General features: G+C 36.0%; 13 protein-coding genes. 12 read left to right on the top strand and 1 reads right to left on the bottom strand.

Translation table 11 applies throughout. The features are described 5' to 3' along the window. The first annotated feature begins 3 nt into the window (after positions 1-3). From LBYS11_RS01415 to LBYS11_RS01425, 3 genes are all read left to right on the top strand, one after another. Positions 4-939, top strand: a complete 936-nt coding sequence (locus LBYS11_RS01415) for a sensor histidine kinase (protein ID WP_048391931.1) — start codon at positions 4-6, stop codon at positions 937-939. A 130-nt stretch (positions 940-1,069) separates the two neighbouring features. After that, positions 1,070-1,993: an ABC transporter ATP-binding protein gene (locus tag LBYS11_RS01420; RefSeq protein WP_103117310.1), complete on the top strand. Its 924-nt coding sequence runs from the start codon at positions 1,070-1,072 to the stop codon at positions 1,991-1,993. Further along, on the top strand, positions 1,986-2,675 hold the full coding sequence (locus LBYS11_RS01425) for an ABC transporter permease (protein WP_048391929.1): 690 nt from the start codon (positions 1,986-1,988) through the stop codon (positions 2,673-2,675). The genes LBYS11_RS01420 and LBYS11_RS01425 overlap by 8 nt, the downstream gene beginning before the upstream one ends. A 47-nt stretch (positions 2,676-2,722) precedes the next feature. Here LBYS11_RS01425 and LBYS11_RS01430 read toward each other — a convergent pair whose 3' ends face one another. Then, complete coding sequence (locus LBYS11_RS01430) at positions 2,723-3,988, bottom strand: Nramp family divalent metal transporter (protein ID WP_103117311.1); 1,266 nt, start codon at positions 3,986-3,988, stop codon at positions 2,723-2,725. Positions 3,989-4,210: 222 nt separating this feature from the next. On the opposite strand from LBYS11_RS01430, the gene LBYS11_RS01435 reads away from it, so the two are divergent. The 9 genes from LBYS11_RS01435 to LBYS11_RS01475 all read left to right on the top strand — a co-directional run bounded on the left by LBYS11_RS01435 (position 4,211) and on the right by LBYS11_RS01475 (position 18,207). Next, positions 4,211-6,754, top strand: coding sequence for a winged helix-turn-helix domain-containing protein (locus LBYS11_RS01435; protein WP_103117312.1), 2,544 nt, complete (start codon positions 4,211-4,213; stop codon positions 6,752-6,754). Between the two features lie 28 nt (positions 6,755-6,782). Then, positions 6,783-9,296, top strand: a complete 2,514-nt coding sequence (locus tag LBYS11_RS24070) for a winged helix-turn-helix domain-containing protein (protein ID WP_103117313.1) — start codon at positions 6,783-6,785, stop codon at positions 9,294-9,296. Between the two features lie 137 nt (positions 9,297-9,433). After that, positions 9,434-11,872, top strand: coding sequence for an InlB B-repeat-containing protein (locus tag LBYS11_RS01445; RefSeq protein WP_103117314.1), 2,439 nt, complete (start codon positions 9,434-9,436; stop codon positions 11,870-11,872). Positions 11,873-12,022: 150 nt separating this feature from the next. Further along, entirely contained in the window at positions 12,023-12,325 is a 303-nt protein-coding gene (locus tag LBYS11_RS01450; RefSeq protein WP_103117315.1) for a leucine-rich repeat domain-containing protein, read from the top strand. A gap of 5 nt (positions 12,326-12,330) precedes the next feature. Beyond that, positions 12,331-15,057 carry a leucine-rich repeat protein gene (locus LBYS11_RS01455; protein WP_103117316.1) on the top strand — a complete coding sequence of 909 codons (2,727 nt, stop codon included), beginning with the start codon at positions 12,331-12,333 and terminating at the stop codon, positions 15,055-15,057. Between the two features lie 98 nt (positions 15,058-15,155). Then, complete coding sequence (locus LBYS11_RS01460; RefSeq protein ID WP_048391923.1) at positions 15,156-15,440, top strand: hypothetical protein; 285 nt, start codon at positions 15,156-15,158, stop codon at positions 15,438-15,440. A gap of 118 nt (positions 15,441-15,558) precedes the next feature. Then, positions 15,559-16,254 carry a response regulator transcription factor gene (locus LBYS11_RS01465; protein ID WP_048391922.1) on the top strand — a complete coding sequence of 232 codons (696 nt, stop codon included), beginning with the start codon at positions 15,559-15,561 and terminating at the stop codon, positions 16,252-16,254. Beyond that, positions 16,244-17,539, top strand: a complete 1,296-nt coding sequence (locus LBYS11_RS01470) for a HAMP domain-containing sensor histidine kinase (protein ID WP_103117317.1) — start codon at positions 16,244-16,246, stop codon at positions 17,537-17,539. The genes LBYS11_RS01465 and LBYS11_RS01470 overlap by 11 nt, the downstream gene beginning before the upstream one ends. Continuing rightward, complete coding sequence (locus LBYS11_RS01475) at positions 17,536-18,207, top strand: PepSY domain-containing protein (RefSeq protein WP_103117318.1); 672 nt, start codon at positions 17,536-17,538, stop codon at positions 18,205-18,207. Before LBYS11_RS01470 ends, LBYS11_RS01475 begins: the two co-directional genes overlap by 4 nt. Positions 18,208-18,249 lie beyond the last annotated feature (42 nt).

Below are 18,249 nucleotides of genomic sequence, written 5' to 3' on the forward strand. Positions count from 1 at the left end.
TATATGATATTTCTATTATTATTAATCATTGTATTGCTAATCGGCATTCTTATTTTTCAATGGAAAATCAAGAAGGAACAAGAACATGCTATCCAATATATTCATCGAAAACTACACGTAATTGTGAATGAACAGACGTATGAAAAGATTCTAGTAACAACTACAAATTCAGAAATTCAACAGTTACTTATTACACTGAATACTTTGCTAGATCAACATCAAAAAATTCAGGCTACACATCGTAAAATGGAAAATTCCATGAAAAAGATGTTGGCCAATATTTCCCATGATCTTAAAACGCCTTTAACCGTTGTACTTGGCTATATTGAAATGCTTCAACTTCAAAACGGGATTAGTGACGAGGAACAGCAACGTTTACTTAAGGGTGTACATGCTAAAACATTAGAAGTATTAAAAATTATTCATACATTTTTTGACTTGGCAAAATTAGAGGCTGGGGACACAGATTATCCAATCACTAAAATCAATGTCAGTGAAATATGCCGAAAAAATGTTTTGTCTTTTTACGATTTGGTTACTTCAATGGGATTAAATATTAAAATTGATATCCCAGAAAGCTCCATATATGCACTTGGTAATGAAGAAGCATTAAATAGAGTGTTAAACAATCTACTGTCTAATGCTATTGCATATGGAGCAGATGGCAATGTAATTGGAATTACCATAAGAAATGATGAAGTCAATATTGATATTGATGTGTGGGATTGTGGCAGGGGCATTGATGAATATCATATCGATCGCGTTTTTGAAAGAATGTATACACTTGAGGATTCTCGAAATAAATCTTTCCAAGGTAGCGGTTTGGGACTAACGATTACAAAGAGACTAGTAGAAATAATGAATGGCTCCATCCGTTTATCGAGTATTCCCTATGAAAGAACTATTTTTACGATTTCGTTAAAGCGAATGATGTATTAAATCGATTATGCTTGTAGAGCTTTAATGCTTTGCAGGCTTTTTTACTTAAGAAATATGTAAGAATGCAGTAATAAAATAGAGAGTTTCATTTTTTATAATGAAGCTAGTCACAATTGAGGGAGAGAATTACATGACATACATTGTAAAAACAAATCAGCTTACGAAAGTGTACGATGGAAAGGAAGTTGTTTCTGCTGTCAATATGAACGTTAAGAAGGGAGAGATTTATGGATTTTTAGGTCCAAATGGTGCGGGTAAAACGACTGTTATGAAGATGCTAACTAATCTTACGAAGCCTACAAGTGGGGATGTAGAAATTTTGGGGGCGAAATTGACGGACAAATCCTATGAAATACTAAAAAGAATGGGGACAATTATTGAATATCCTATTTTTTATGAAAAATTAACGGCTAGAGAGACCCTGGAATTACATTGTGAATACATGGGTTATTATGATAAGAAAGAAATTGCACATGTTCTTAATTTAGTAAAGTTATCGAATACAGAGAATAAGCAGGTTAAAGATTTTTCTCTGGGGATGAAGCAAAGATTAGGCATCGCAAGGGCCATTATTACAAAGCCAGAGTTACTTATATTAGACGAACCAATTAATGGATTGGACCCAGTAGGGATAAAGGAGTTAAGAGAGCTTTTCAAGATGCTTTGTAAGGAGTACGGCATAACTATTATTATCTCTAGTCATATTCTAGCTGAAATAGAACAATTGGTCGATACAATAGGTGTTATTAAGAATGGAAGGCTCATCACTGAGGTAGCAATGGATACTATTAATCGTGATCAGGTCAATTATACGGAAGTGATCGTAAGTGATGGGAAAAAGGCAGCGTTTATTATTGAAAGCGAATTAAACATTACGAATTTTAAGCTGATGGATGATAACTCTATACGTATATACGACTCAACAGTATCCCAACAAAGCCTATCGAGAGCATTAATTGAACATGACGTTGAGATTGAAGAGATTAGTAAAAAAACTAGTTCATTAGAGGATTATTTCTTAAAGCTAATCAATGGAGGTGTTGTCCATGCTTAATTTAATGCGTTTAGAAATGAAAAAATTTCATTTAGGTTCATATGTTAAAGGAGCCATTATCGCTAATTTTGTTATTCTTGGTTTTTTGTTTATGATTTTATTTATTTCTAAAGTGGAAGGAGACCCAGGGCTTGAAAATTATGAGGTTGCATTCAGTGTTATTGATTCATTTGTAAGAGCAGTTTTTATGATTTTTGCTTCTACGTTAATAGCTAAGTTAATCATCGGAGAATATAAATTTAAAACCATTACATTAGCCTTTATGTATCCTATAAGTAGAAAGAAATTAATGGTCGCAAAGCTTGCTATTGTCATGCTATTTACTTTCAGTATGATCATTATCTCCAATGCTCTTATTACAACCATTTTTTGTATCATAAGCGATCGATATGAATTAATTCCTGATGTACTATCTAGTTCTTTAATTATCCAGCAAATACCTTCTGTATTGATGAATGCGATTGCTGCCTCAGGTATAGCTTTAATCCCATTGTATTTCGGGATGAGAAAATACTCTATACCGACAACTATCATTTCATCTATTATAATTGTGTCTGTAACTTCGTCAAATTCAGGTAACTTTACTTTAAACGATATTATTATTATTCCAATTACTTTAGCAATCGTGGGTCTTGGTATTGCTTATTTAGCCATTAGAAATATCGAAAAGGTGGATGTTTAATCAAAAAGATACCAGGTGCTCATTGCTATAGAGTACCTGGCTTTTTGTTATCCAAAAATTGTTTCCCACAGTAAGTAAATATTTAACGTAACAACAACGACTACGACAAACCAACCTAAAACAGTTGTAATACGGTGATTAACTAGGCTTCCCATAATGTCTCGTTTACTTGTAAACATAACAAGAGGGACAAGTGCAAAGGCAATACCAAATGATAAAACAACTTGACTAAGAACGAGAGCATAGGTAGCATTCACACCAGAGGCAATGATTGCAAGTGGTGGCACCATGGTAATCGCTCTACGTAAATAAAGAGGTATTTTTCTTTGAATGAAGCCTTGCATCACTACGTCACCAGCTAAAGTCCCTACAGAGGAGCTAGCAAGCCCTGCAATAAGTAAACCAAGACCAAAGGAAATGGCAGCCATTGGGCCGAGCGCAACTTTTAAGCCATTATAGGCAACATCTAAATCTTCAACTACAACACCTTGGGTATGGAATACGGCTGCGGCAATGATGAGCATGCTCATATTGATGGCACCAGCAATAATCATAGCGATGATAATATCGATAAATTCAAAACGGAAAATACGTTTTTTTTCTGCCTCATTTCGACCAATAATACGACTTTGAGTTAAAGAAGAATGTAAGTAAATAGCATGAGGCATAACGGTTGCACCTAAAATACCTGTTGCTAATAATAGTGAATCTACACCTTCAAAGTGTGGTGTGAACATGCCAATCGCCACATCGCCCCATGCTGGCTGCGCTAAAAATGTTTGGAAGGCAAATGCCAATACAACAATTAAAACCATTCCAGAAATACCTGCTTCAAAGGCTCTAAATCCTCTTCTTTGCAACTCTAAAATAGCGAATGAACCCACTGCTGTAATCAATGCGGCGGGAAGCATTGGGATATTAAAAAGTAAATAAAGCCCTAATGCTGCTCCGATAAATTCCGCGAGGTCTGTGGCAATGATGACCAATTCCGCCTGTATCCATAAAAAGATAGATGTTTTTTTAGAAAAATGCTCGCGTGCTACTTCAGGTAAATTTTTTCCTGTCGCAATCCCAAGCTTGGCAGACAGGGACTGAATTAACACGGCCATTAAATTAGAAAAGGCTATAACCCAAAGTAGCAGGTAGCCGTATTGAGAGCCTGCTGTAATATTTGTAGCAAAATTGCCAGGATCAATATAGGCAACTGCTGCAATGAAAGCAGGTCCTAAAAATGGCAAGAGTCTTCGCCAACCTTTTATATCTCCATCTAAAACCGCCTCTGCAGACGATTTTGTGACTCGTTTGTAAACCATATTGTTCCCTCGTTTCAAAAAGTATCATCAGTGAAATAAAGTTTCCTATAGGAAAATAAGATATTAGTATTCTAACGCTAGGAATAAAAAAAGTGAAGTAGTTTGCTTTATCCTTCTAAAATAAGTATGCTCTTTTGGATGAAGTGAATGAGTAGAAAAATTAAATTGCAGGGAAAATTCGAAATTTATAGAACTAATGAAATGTAGAAGGGAGACAAGGTGATGGATATGGTATGGGTAAAATCAAAAGTAACAATTCCACGTACAGTGCCAAATGTATTAGAGAGGAAGAAATTATTTTCTATTTTATCTAACAATCGAATGAAGAAACTAACCATTATACGGTCAGCCGCAGGATACGGAAAGACGACTCTTTTAAGTCTGTGGTTGAAGCATATTGATGAATCGGTAGCATGGTTTACTATCGATCAGAATGACAATGATCCTGTGAGATTTTTAAAGTACTTAATACATACATTATCTTTTAGCATATTGAATGTAGAACAAAAGTTAAACAATATACTAGATGAAACACCACCTTTTGAAACAATTATAGATACACTGTTAAACGATTTGGATACATATAAAGAAAATATTCATATTGTTTTTGATAATTTTCAAGAAATCCACAACCCTCAAATTCATCAAATTATCAATCGACTTATTGAATATTTACCAGCCAATGCACGGATCTATATAACTACACGAACTAATTTAGAACTTCCACTAGCAAAATGGCGTGTAAAAGGTTGGATACTAGAAGTCGGGACGGGTCAATTATGTTTTGATTTAGAAGAGCTACAATCTTTCTTTAATTCTGTTACTAATGATGAACAGAAGGATGCGCTGAAGCCTTTATTAAAGACTACAGGGGGCTGGATAGCAGGTATCCAACTGATAAAGCTATCAACAGGTGGAATGATAGGTAATCTTAGTAGTGAAGAAATTTTAGCCAAAGCTAGTTCATATATACATGAGTACTTCATGCAAGAAATTCTTTTAATATTACCTCAAGAATTGCAAGATTTTCTACTAAGAACTTCCATTTTAAACTACTTAGATCCGAGTGTTTGTGGATCCATCACGAACGGATTAGATAGTTTAACTACATTCTCAGAGCTGGAGAAAAATTGTTTGTTTATCGAACAAGTACAAGCTCATCCACCCGTTTATCGTTACCAAACTTTATTTAGGCATGCCCTACAGGTAGAATTTCAAAGGCAATATTCCTATGAAATGATTACCTCTATTTATTACGAAGCAGCCACTAATTTATGCCAAAGAGAAGACTATGTAGCGGCAATTGAGCTTGCTTTAAATGGCGAATTATACAAGCTTGCACATGAATGGATTCAAAAATATTTAGTCGAAATATTTGCCGAGGGACATACTCTATTATTCGGGCAGTGGATACAGAAATTAAGGAATGCTCAGTTTCCAGTAGATATTAATATGCTTGTCTTATATATTACTACTCTGTTTTCAACCCATGAAATTGATCAGGCGAATAAAATCATAGAGGAACTACTATTTAAACAAAATAAATGGAAATGGATGGAGGGTTTTCAGTTCATTGCTGTATCAAAAATCTTTGAAATTATTCAGGCTTATATAGGTTATATGGAAGATGGAGACATTGAAAAGGCAAAAGTAGGTTTACAAACACGCGTAAATGTAAGAAAGAATAAGTCATCTTTATATCATATTTCTTTAAAATATAATCAATTTGAGCCTAGAATTTTATGTACTTTTGTAGGTGCAAAAGGAAAATTCTTACCAGTAGTAAAAATGGATGAACTGATTCAAGTGTTGAATGAAAGTGAAATAAGGGAGCGAAATATTACAGGCGTTACCTATGGATTACTAGCTGAAATTTTGTATGAAATAAATGATTTAGATAGAGCAAGTAAAGAGTTAGAAATCGGTTTACAATATGGTTTACATTTTCAAGATCCAGGATTATTTATACCAATGTACTTATTAAAGGCTCGTATTTATATGACTAAAAAACAATTCGAAGAAGCACATCTGTTATTGCTTGAAGCTATGAAGGAAACCGATAAACCTTATTGGATAGGTATGCTCTATATTATGAAAGCACAATCTTATTTATTGGAAGGAAATATTTCATATGCACAACAGGAATTTTTTAGAGTGACGGATTTTATCAATTATAGAATTGCATCAAAAAATCCATTTTATTTATTAGTTCAAGGTAAAATTCTATATGCTAAAAATCAACTGGAGGAAGCATTGCAAATTGCTATTCGTTTAAAAGAAGGAGCAACTCAGGAAAAGCAAATCGTTACGCTTATTGAAGCGGGCTTGCTAGAAGCCATTTGTCATTTTTCACTTGGTAAAGAGGATTTCGCTTTAACAGTATTACATGATGCTCTTGAACATGGAGTGTCCTATGGGTATTACCGTACATTTATAGAGGAGGATTCTATCTGGCCATTACTTAATAAATACTGGCGTCTACGTCAGCATAATAAGGGAGATACATTTAAGTCAGTGCCGTTAGCCTATGTAAATAAACTATTACTAAATGACAGCACAGAAGATGAGTTTTTCACTAACTTTACTGCAAGAGAAAAAGATGTTCTGCAATTACTCGCAGAAGGTGCTTCTAATAAGGAGATTGCACAACAATTGCAGCTGACAGAGGGAACAATTCGTATATATTTAACAGGAATCTACAGTAAAATAAGTGTGAAATCTCGCACGAAGGCCATTTTATGGGCAAAAGAATGGCTAGGCTTTTAAAGTTGTTAAAGAGAAAGGAGGTCTACATGTGCCAAATATTTTAGTAGCCTCAAAAACAACAGTCCCTCAAACGGGCAAGCAAATTATTGAGCGAGAACGATTAAATGCCATTCTACTCCAGTCAACAGCAAAACTTATAGTAGTACAAGCGCCAGCAGGGTATGGTAAAACCACTTTTCTAAGTAGTTGGTTTCAGCAACTTGAGACGGCAGTAGCATGGTATACGGTGGACCAAACAGACAATGATCTAAATCGCTATTGGAAGTATTTAATTCATGCTATTGGTCACTCATTACAGCCAGAAGCTGCCTCTCGGATTAATTCTATACTCCATGCACAACCACAGTTACCATTAGAGTTTTTAGTGGACTCTCTCTTATATGAATTATCGCTATCTACTAAAAAGATTCATATTATGATTGATGATTATCATCATATTCATAATATTGCTATCCATCAAGCGATGACTCGACTAATTGATTTCTTACCTGAAAATTGCTTTATTTATTTGACTAGTAGATCAACTATTTCATTACCTATTGCAAAGTGGAGATTAAACCATTGCTTGCTTGAAATTGGTTTAGAGCAACTTCTTTTTACGTATGAAGAGACAAAAGAATTTTATAAAAGTTTAAATAAAAAGCTGGATGTAAAGGTATTTCAAAAGGTTTTTGAGATAACAGAGGGCTGGCCAACAGGGTTGCAATTAACTAATTTAGCGGATTTTCATAATGTAGAAAAAGAGTTAAAAGAAAGTAATTTATATGTGTTCCAATATTTAATGAGTGAGGTTTTTTCCAAACTAGCACCATCCCTCCAAATTTTTCTTCTTTATACTTCACTTTTGGAACAATTAACCGCTGATACATGTAATGTCCTAACAAACCGTACTGATGCTCAACTAGTCTTATTAGAGCTTGATCAACAAGGATTATTTATTAGTAGAGTAGAAGCAAAAGAGCAGGTTTTTCGATATCACAACTTATTTAGAGAAGCATTGCGCCAAGAATTGAGCAATCGTTTTACTCAGCAGGATATTTTGTATTTATATGAAAAGGCAGCTGTAGCTTTATATAATAATGGAAATTTTTTATCTGCTATAGAGCTTGCTTTAAGCGGCAACGTATTTATGTATGCTGAACAATGGATTCAGGAGCATCTTGTAACATTTCTTTCCTGTGGACATTCAACATCTTATGTAAAATGGATTGATACATTTTTATCTAATGGCTATGAGGTACACCCAGAGTTGATGGTAATGTATGCATATACACTCGCAGCATTACACAATTTAGAAGATGCTTATCGGACGATCCTAGACCTAGAACAAAAGCATAGGTCCAATCAATGGATGAATAAAAGTGAGTATGCATCTGCTGTCGATGATTTTCTAGGTGTGAAAGCCTATGTCTTTGTCATGAAAAACGGAGATCTTTCTCAAGCTGGAGAATATATTCGACAAAGACTGGAGAGAAATCCAGTTGATTCCAAATGGGACGCAATATTTATACAATATAATCAAACAGAGCCTATGTTGTTTAGAACAAATATCGGATCTCGAGGAAAGTTACTTTCAGATGAACAGGCTATGTCTTATTTTGCTAAGTTTAGAACAGGGAAATTTAAAAACTTAAGTATGACGGGCTATAGCTATGGCGTGCGTGCAGAAAAATTATATGAGTGGAACCAATTTGCTGAGCTATCAATAGAATTAGAGGAAGCTATACGTTCTGGACATCAATTTCAAGATGCAGGATTGTTAGTACCGATGTATATTCTTAAAAGTAAAATTGCCGTGTTAGAACAGCAATATATAGTTGCTCAAGGGGTTTTAGATCATGCAATTGAAGCTGTCAATGAACGCCAGTGGATTGATAGTATAAGAGTAATGAAGGCACTTTTATTTTTACGTGAAGACAATGTTGTCCAAGCAGAACAGGAGTTAGCTAAGGTCAAAGTAGGTAAGGATTTTCCATTTTATTTGCTAGTAAAAGCACGTTATTTACTCATGGAAGGACATCTACTAGCAGCGCAGCAATTGATTATAAAGGTGCAATCACAGGCGCAACAACAAGAACAGCTATCTACTCGTATAGAAGCGACAATTTTATTAGCCATATGTTTGGTTGAGCAAGGACAAGCAGATGAGGCGTTAGAAAAATTACACCAAGCCTTGAAATTAGCCGAACCATATCAATATATCAGAACCTTTATAGATGAGCCTCAAACATATGCTTTATTAAAAAAATATGCCGCTATTCGAAAGCAATCTTTTGAAATGGAGTGGAGGGAGGTTTCCATGAGCTACGTTGAGCACTTGCTCCAATGTGTTCAAAAGTATAAGCAAATTTCACCATTGGCGTCCCTTACAACTCGTGAACAGGAAATATTTTTATTATTATCAAAAGGTGCTTCTAATAAAGAAATAGCCGAGCAGCTATTTTTATCGGAAGGTACAGTAAGAGTCTATCTCTCGGGGATTTATAGTAAGTTAGGTGTTAAAAATCGAGCCCAGGCAATATTATTAAACACGCTGGTATAAGGTTATCCGTTATCTTTTTTAGGTAGCGGTCTTTTTTTTACATAAAACAATTAACATTCCTCAATAGTGGAAGTATCTTGAATTTTCTAAGATAAAGGGAGGAGAATACTTGATTTTAAGAGGAAGGAGCGAGAGGAATGAAAAGAATCTCGAACATGATGATTGTTCTAATATTGCTCTTTTTCCAATATGGGCAAGTTCCAGCCTCTTATGCGAATGAGCATAATGCTATTGAAGAAGGAGCGGATAGTCATGCTAAAAAGAGCCTTAACAAAAATCTAGTTGGTAATGCAAGATTCCATACAGCGCCAAATGACACAGGCATAACACTTGTAGCCTATGGAGGGGCAGGAGGGCATGTTGATATTCCAGCTGTTATTAACGGACAGCCCGTTACGATAATAGGGGAATCTTCATTTTTCAATAAGAATGTGACAAGTGTAACTATCCCTGAAAGTGTGACCAAAATAGGGGATAGAGCATTTTTGATGAATCAGATCACGACTGTGACCCTCCCTAATAGATTAGAGAGTATAGGTAATCTAGCGTTTTTTGACAATCGGTTATCGACTGTCTATATTCCTGATAGCGTAAAAACAATAGGAGCAGAATCATTTGCGAATAATCAGCTAACAGCAGTGACAATTCCAGATGGTATAACAAGAATTGAGAACAGTGTATTTTCGAGGAATAAATTAGAAAGTGTAACCATTCCCAGTAGCGTGACAAGTATAGGGAACTACGCGTTTTATCAAAATCACTTAACAACCATTATTCTACCTGATGACTTAAAGAAGATAGGGTTCTATACTTTTTATGGTAATAACCTGAAAGAAGTGACTATTCCTGAAGCAGTTACATATATAGAAGATTGGGCATTTGCCTCTAATCAGTTGCATTGGGTTTACTTTAATAGACCATTAGTGCTGCAGCCTAATACATTTAACTACCAAGGTGATAGGTTTGATGGTTGGTATAGTGATTTGGCATGGGCAAAGCCGTGGGATGGCAATATCACACAGCCAACAAAAATTTATGCAAAGGGAAATGCGTTAACATATACACTTACATTTGAGCCAAATAGCGATACAGCTATTGATGAACAGCAAATACTGGCTGGAGAAAAAGCACTTGCACCAGCAACTCCGATAAAAGATGGCTCTCAATTTATAGGCTGGTATAAAGATGAAGAATTGACTGTACCCTGGAACTTTGATACAGATGTGATAACGGGAAATATAACTTTATATGGAAAATGGGCAAAAAAACCATACACTGTTATATTTCATACAGATACAGACACAATAACAATCGAGGTATTGAATGGAGAGCTATTAGCCAAGCCATCAGATCCAACGAAAGTTGGCTATACATTTGCAGGTTGGTATAAAGACGAAAAGCTGATGATACCGTGGAACTTCGAGATCGATAAAGTGACAGAGAGTATGACGTTATATGGAAAATGGCTAACAAATGAATACATCATTACCTTTTATACAAATGGAGGGACGTTAATTTCTCCTGTGACAGCTAAGTATAATGAGGTAATAGATGAACCACTGTTCCCGACAAAAACAGGTTATAAATTTGTAGGCTGGTATAAGAATGAAGAGCTGACCAAACCATGGAGCTTCGATACTGATAAAGTGGCAGAAGATACAGCACTTTACGCGAAATGGGAAAGGGTAACTGTACATTATATTCTGGACTTTGCTTCAAATGGTGGAAGTGCTATATCGCCCCAAAGGATTACTGCTAATACAACCGCAATGCAACCAATCAACCCAATAAAGGTAGGCTATACATTTGCAGGTTGGTATAAAGATGCTCATTTCACAAAAGTCTGGAATTTCCATACAGATATAGTGACAGCTAATACTACTTTATATGCAAAATGGCAATGGCTAGCAAACGATTCTTCAGGTGGTGGAGGAAATTCGTCCCCAACACTAAAAGAGCCAGAAACGACAGAGCCAGCCTTATCTGAAAAACCAGAACCTAAACCTGAAGATCAAGCTAAGCCACAACCAACCGAGCCAACACCCCAAACAGAGGCAAACATTACTTTCTCAGATATTCCTCAGGGCCATTGGGCATGGACGATGATTCAGGAGATGGCAAGGCAGGGCATTATTACAGGCTATCAAGACGGCACCTTCAAGCCAAATGCACCAATTCAGCGCCAGCATGTTGCCCTAATGTTAACCAGAGCATTAGAGCTAGAACCGAAAAAAGAGGCGTTTATATTTAAGGATATTCCTGAAAGTCATCTCTATTTTGAGGAAATTAAGCAAGTGCAACAAGCAGGGCTGTTTGATGGCATAGATGGAAACTTCCAACCAAAAACTAATATGACACGTTCACAAATGGCCAAAGTATTGGTAGAGGCTTTAAACTTAACAGCCCATAAGAAAGAAACATTTAATGATGTATCTGCTACTCATTGGGCATACAATTATATTGCTATTCTTGCGTCAAACGGTATCACAATAGGTGATCAAGGTAATTTTAGACCTAATGATGCTGTTACACGGGCAGAATTCGCAATCTTTTTATATAGAGCCCTCTCTCAATAAGAAAAAATCCCATCACTGGTGTGATAAGACTACCAATGATGGGATTTTTGTATTTACCTAAAAATAATTAACATTCCTCAATAGTGGGAGTAAATAATTACCTTTAAGATGAAGAAGAATTATTTCATTTTTAAAGAAAGGAGAGACTATATGAAAGCAAAAAGTGTTAGATATGGAATATGGTTTACACTATTTATCTTCATGATGTTAGTGAAAATCCCTTTTACTTTTGCTAATGAAGCTGATTATGATGTGGAAGATAGCCCTGATGGATCGATAACTATAAAGACATACACAGGTACTGGCGGAGACATGGTAATTCCTCATCAAATACAAGGGAAAATCGTAACAGGGATAGACGCTTGGGTGTTTACTAATAAAAATCTGACAAGCCTCATGATACCAGAAACAATAACAACAATTGGTGCTTATGCTTTTTATCAAATCAGTTAACAAGTGTGACACTGCCAAGTAATCTAACGAACATTAGTGATGGTGTATTTTCCTTAAACCAACTAACAAATGTGATACTTCCAAATAATCTAAGTAGTATCGGAAATTATGCATTTTCTGGAAATTTTCTAGAAAGCGTAGATATACCTAAAAGTGTTATTAGTATAGGAGATCATGCATTTTCAACGAATGATATTGTCAATGTGAAAATTCCAGAGGGTGTAAAAATAATAGGGTCAAATGCATTTGCAAGGAATGATATTGAAAGTTTAGAGATACCAGAAAGTGTGAAAAGCATTGGAGATGAAGCCTTTTCAAATAATTACCTAAAGGAAATCATTATATATTCTAAAGATGTTGAAATAGGTGATGATGCTTTTATAGGGCATAGTCCTAACCTTGTTATTTATGCTCCAGAGAATTCTTCTGCAAAAGAGTATGCAGATAGGTTGAATATAAACTTTCAAGGTATAAATTCTCCAGATCCTGTCAATGAAGCGGATTATGAGTGGACAAAAAATAGGGATGGGTCAGTAACGATTAGAGATTACATAGGTACTGATATGGCAATAACCATTCCAAGTCAGCTAGATGGCAGGGTAGTAACAGCAATAGGTAGTGGAGCATTTGGTGAAAAAGGTCTTACGCAGGTAATTATACCAGACAGTGTAACAAGCATTGGAGATGTGGCATTTGCAGAAAATCAATTAACGTATGTGAAACTACCAAATAACCTTAAAAAGATAGGTGAAGGTGTATTCTTTACAAATAAACTTACTGCTATAGAAATACCAGATCAAGTTACTCAAATTGGCTCATATGCATTTTTAGATAATGCACTTGCTACAGTTAAGCTGCCAAATCAACTTAAGACAATTGGGGATTTCGCATTTATGGAGAACCAATTAACAAACATTGAGTTACCAGCAACTTTGGAGACTATAGGAGAATGGGCGTTTTCAGATAATCACATAACCTCTTTAGTAATACCTACTAGTGTCGTAAGTATAGGAGCGTATGCATTTGCTACCAATGAACTTTCAAATGTAACGATTCCCTCAAGTATAACAAGTATAGCGGAAAGTGTATTTCTCGATAATCAGCTTACAAGTATAGAGATTCCTAGTAGTGTAACGAATATTGGTAGATGGGCCTTTGGGAAGAATAGACTTAGTAGCATCGAAATTCCTAAAAATGTAATGACTGTAGAGGATAATGCCTTTAATGACAATAATCTTAAACAAGTGAAAATATTATCGGATGCAACGATTCTTTTAGAAGATATTTTTAATGCAAATCCAAGTAATTTAATTATTTATGGTCATGATGCATCGACTGCTCAAGCCTATGCCAATCAAAATAATCACCAGTTCGAGTTACTTACTTATCAAATTATCTATCATGGAAATGGCTCTGAACAAGGAAATCCACCAGTAGATATGAATATGTATCCAAGAAATACTCCAGCAACGATCTTAGATAATATAGGATCTTTAGAAAAAACTGGCTATACATTTGATGGTTGGAACAGCACTAACGTGGGAGATGGTATAGATTATACAGTCAATAGCATTGTTGATATTGAAGAATCAGATCTTGCCTTGTATGCGAAATGGGAAGCAAATTCATATGTTGTCACATTTAATACAAATGGGGGGACAGCAATCAATCCTATTACAGTAATTTATGAGGCACTAGTAAGTAAACCAGTAATCCCTATAAAACCAGGGTATACATTTTTAGGCTGGTATAAGGATGCTCAATTCACCACACCATGGAATTTTACAACGGATATGATAACCCAAAATACAACCTTGTATGCAAAATGGGAAAACGTCGTCGCACAGTATACGGTGGATTTCGAAACAAATGGAGGAAGTGCAGTAGCATCACAGAAGGTAACTAAAGATACCTTAGCAACAAATCCAGTAAATCCAACAAAGGCAGGCTATACATTTACAGGCTGGTATAAGGATATTGAACTGACGATACCATGGAATTTTTCTAAAGATGTAGTGAAGTCCAATATCACCTTATATGCCCATTGGGTAAAAGACGGTTCATCGGGTGGTGGAGGAAGTATATCTCCGAATCCATCCCCAAAACCAGGGCCAAACATACCTGAAAAACAAGAACAAAAACCTGAAGAACCTAAATCTGAAGAACAAAAACCTAAACCTGAAGAACCAATTGATCCACAACCAACAGAGCCAGATATCATCTTCTCAGATATTTCTCAAGGACATTGGGCCTGGGCGATGATTCAGGAGATGGCAAAGCAGGGCATTATTACAGGCTATCAAGATGGCACCTTCAAGCCAAATGCACCAATTCAGCGCCAGCATGCTGCCCTGATATTAACAAGAGCATTAGCGCTAGAACCGAAAAAAGATGCGCGAGAATTTAACGATATACCTAAAAGCCATCTCTATTTTGGGGTAATCGATCAGGTGCAACAAGCAGGTTTGTTTGAAGGCATAGATGGGAACTTCCAGCCAACTACGAATTTGACACGCGCTCAAATGGCAAAAGTATTAGTTCTTGCCTTTAATTTAACTTCATCGAATAAAGATACTTTCGAGGATGTGCCAAAAACACACTGGGCACACAACTTTATCGCTATACTTGCAGGAAATGGGATCACAATTGGAGATAATGGCAACTTTAGACCAAATGATCCTGTAACACGTGCGGAGTTTGTAACATTTTTGTATAGAGCTTTGCATCAATAATTAAAAACCTCACCAATGGCTATCCATAAAGCTTTTGGTGAGATTTTTTTGTTCAAATTATTAACATTACTCAATAGTGCGTAAGGATGTAAATTATTATGCTAATAGAAAAGGAAGTGTTTCTATTGAAAATCGTTCGTCTTGCCTTCTTCATATTATTCTTAAGTTTAGCTTTTGTATCGATTAAACTTTCAATTAAAACGGATGAAAGGAATTATGATTGGCGTAATAACTCTGATGGTACAGTGACAATTATTCATTATAATGGTCCACATATTGAGTTTCCCTTTCCAAGCCGTTTAAATGGCAAAAAAGTTGCTAAAGTAAGCTCAGGAATTTTTGAGAAAAGGGATATTTACAGCTTTTTACCGAAAGTTTATTAGTTAAAGACGTACCCTGTGTCAAAAAAAGAAATGTATTGTCTTTCTCATCATTTTCTAATTAGACTTTCACCACTTGTATCGTATACGATGAAAAGAAAAGGCGAAGGACGGATTCGACATGACACATCGAATTTTAATTATAGAAGATGAAGAGAATATTGCGAGAGTGCTACAACTGGAGCTTCAATTTGAAGGATATGAGGCAGCAATGGCTCATACAGGAGCAGAAGGCTTACTACAATACCGTGAGCAGCAATGGGATTTAATTTTACTTGATATCATGCTACCTGAGATGAGCGGTATTGATGTGCTAAAGCGTATTCGTGCAACAGAATCCCAAACACCTGTTATCATGCTAACTGCTAAAAGTGAAGTAGAGGATAAGGTAAAGGGCTTGGATTTAGGAGCCAATGATTACGTGACAAAGCCTTTTGAAATTGAGGAGCTACTGGCACGAATTCGCAATGCACTACGGTTTTCGCAGAAGGTAAATCCAAAGCAAGTTGCACTTACATTTGGCCATTTATCGATAAACGAGCAAACAAGGGAAGTTGTGTATTTTGATAAGGAAATTCAGCTGACACCCCGTGAGTATGATTTGTTGTTCTATTTACTAAAGCATCCTAAACAAGTACTGACAAGGGAGCAAATATTAGAGGCTGTGTGGGGCTATGATTATTATGGGGATACAAATGTTGTGGATGTTTATATACGTTATGTACGGCAAAAGCTTGAGGCTGCTAATCCAGCACCTCTTATCCAAACAATTCGAGGTGTTGGATATGTGCTAAAGGAACATAGTTATGAGACTTAAAACAAAAATTCATCTACTAACAACATTGCTTATGCTAGTTATTATAGTGGCAACAAATAGTGGAATTTATTTGTTGTATGAGAAATTTGCCTATGATACGGAATATAATCAGCTCCAGTCACGGGCAAATGATTTAAGCTCTACACTGAGTCAGTTAAATGCACAAACCAACCTACAGCAAGTATTAAGAGCTTATATGCCAACGGATGGTGCTGTTTATATTTATGATGGTGAACGCTTGAAAACAAAGGTTCAAGCTACCCTTGAAATGCAAGAAGTCCCTGCCATTACCTACACTATGCCTGCTATTTGGATCGACGGAACGGTAGTGGACATAACATTACAGCAATCTATGGAAGAAGTAGAACGGACATTAGATTTGTTAAAGGTCATCTTAGTGGTTGTATCTGTTGTTGCAACGATTCCAATTTTCCTAGCGAGCTTGGTACTTGGGCGACTTATTTTATTACCGCTAGAACGTTTAAATGAGACCATGCGCAAAAGTGCATCTACTGGGAAATATGAAAAAATAGATACTACAGAAAAAGGTGGGGACGAGTTAATAAACATTAACCGCACTTTTAATATAATGATGGAGAAGCTTGAACAACATTATCAAAAGCAACAAGAATTTGTATCAAATGCCTCTCACGAGTTAAAAACTCCTATAACTGTCATTGAAAGTTATGCAAAACTACTCCTAAGAAGGGGTTTTGATAATCGTGAGGTTGCTCAGGAATCCTTACAGGCCATTGCCAATGAATCATCTCGTATGCATGAAATGGTGTTGCAATTGCTAGAACTAGCTAAAAACAAAGAGCAATTGGACGTTCATTTCGAACAACTAGAGCTTGCCCCTTTCTTAAATAAAGTAGCTTCACAAATGGAACAGGCTTATCATCGAACATTTAGAATTGATGCGCAGATACCAAAATTTATTTATAGTGATGAAAAAATATTGAAGCAACTACTTTTTATTTTGCTGGATAATGCTAGGAAATATAGTGAGGATGAAGTACGTATTCAAGCCACTGAAACAACCAACCATGTACGTATTACCATCCAAGATTTTGGTATTGGTATTCCGGTCGAGCATATTCCTCATTTGTTTGAGCGTTTCTATCGTGTAACAGAGGATCGTAATCGTAAAACAGGTGGTTCAGGGCTAGGGCTAGCAATAGCACACGAACTGGCACAACAATTAGGTATAACGATAGATGTGAAAAGTAAGCTAGGGGAAGGCTCAAGCTTTACTTTATGTATACCAAAGGAGGGACAGCAATGAAAAAGTGGATGTTAGTAATTGTTGTTATTATCCTTCTTTGTAGTGGAGTAATTTGGTTTGTTCAACATCGTTATTTTTACGTTCAACCTCTTAGTGAAGCGCAGGCTATTCGGCATATTGAGACTATCTACAATGGTCATGTTACACAGGTTGAAAAACAAGGAAGCACCTTTGAAATGCTTTTTACGCGTGACGATGTCAAGTATGGAGCTATACTCGATGTTACGACACAACAGGTGACTGATCTAATCCTGAAAGAAGGACATAGTAAATTACTATTAACAGAAAAGCAGATCAGACAAATGGTTAAAAAGGAATATGGAGATGTAGAAAGCGTTATGCTTACAGACGCCATTTACACTGTACGTGTTGAAAATGAGGAAATTCAAAAGGATTTAACGTTTGATGGTTATACTGGCGAACTACTGGCTGAGAAAAAGGTTGAGCCACAAGAACAACCTATCGAAGAGCCTATTATTACTGAGCAACAGGCCATTCAAATAGCTCTTAAGCAATTAAAGGGTGAAGTGGATTCAGTTGATTTTGAAGAAACCTCAGAAGGTGGTTATTATTTAGTTGAGATTGAAACGCAGGAGGACGAAGCTACATTTCAAATTCATGCTGTTTCAGGAAAAGTACTATCTGTAACATGGGATGACGATCATTAAATCATTCTCATGAAATTCTAATGTTCCTCTTATAGTTCTATC

This window comes from Lysinibacillus sp. YS11 (assembly GCF_002896375.1).
Taxonomy (GTDB): domain Bacteria; phylum Bacillota; class Bacilli; order Bacillales_A; family Planococcaceae; genus Lysinibacillus; species Lysinibacillus capsici.

Coding starts and splice junctions, on each gene's coding strand:
- LBYS11_RS01415 (WP_048391931.1), top strand. CDS start 4: ATGATATTTCTATTATTATTAATCATTGTATTGCTAATCGGCATTCTT.
- LBYS11_RS01420 (WP_103117310.1), top strand. CDS start 1,070: ATGACATACATTGTAAAAACAAATCAGCTTACGAAAGTGTACGATGGA.
- LBYS11_RS01425 (WP_048391929.1), top strand. CDS start 1,986: ATGCTTAATTTAATGCGTTTAGAAATGAAAAAATTTCATTTAGGTTCA.
- LBYS11_RS01430 (WP_103117311.1), bottom strand. CDS start 3,988: ATGGTTTACAAACGAGTCACAAAATCGTCTGCAGAGGCGGTTTTAGAT.
- LBYS11_RS01435 (WP_103117312.1), top strand. CDS start 4,211: ATGGATATGGTATGGGTAAAATCAAAAGTAACAATTCCACGTACAGTG.
- LBYS11_RS01445 (WP_103117314.1), top strand. CDS start 9,434: ATGAAAAGAATCTCGAACATGATGATTGTTCTAATATTGCTCTTTTTC.
- LBYS11_RS01450 (WP_103117315.1), top strand. CDS start 12,023: ATGAAAGCAAAAAGTGTTAGATATGGAATATGGTTTACACTATTTATC.
- LBYS11_RS01460 (WP_048391923.1), top strand. CDS start 15,156: ATGCTAATAGAAAAGGAAGTGTTTCTATTGAAAATCGTTCGTCTTGCC.
- LBYS11_RS01465 (WP_048391922.1), top strand. CDS start 15,559: ATGACACATCGAATTTTAATTATAGAAGATGAAGAGAATATTGCGAGA.
- LBYS11_RS01470 (WP_103117317.1), top strand. CDS start 16,244: ATGAGACTTAAAACAAAAATTCATCTACTAACAACATTGCTTATGCTA.
- LBYS11_RS01475 (WP_103117318.1), top strand. CDS start 17,536: ATGAAAAAGTGGATGTTAGTAATTGTTGTTATTATCCTTCTTTGTAGT.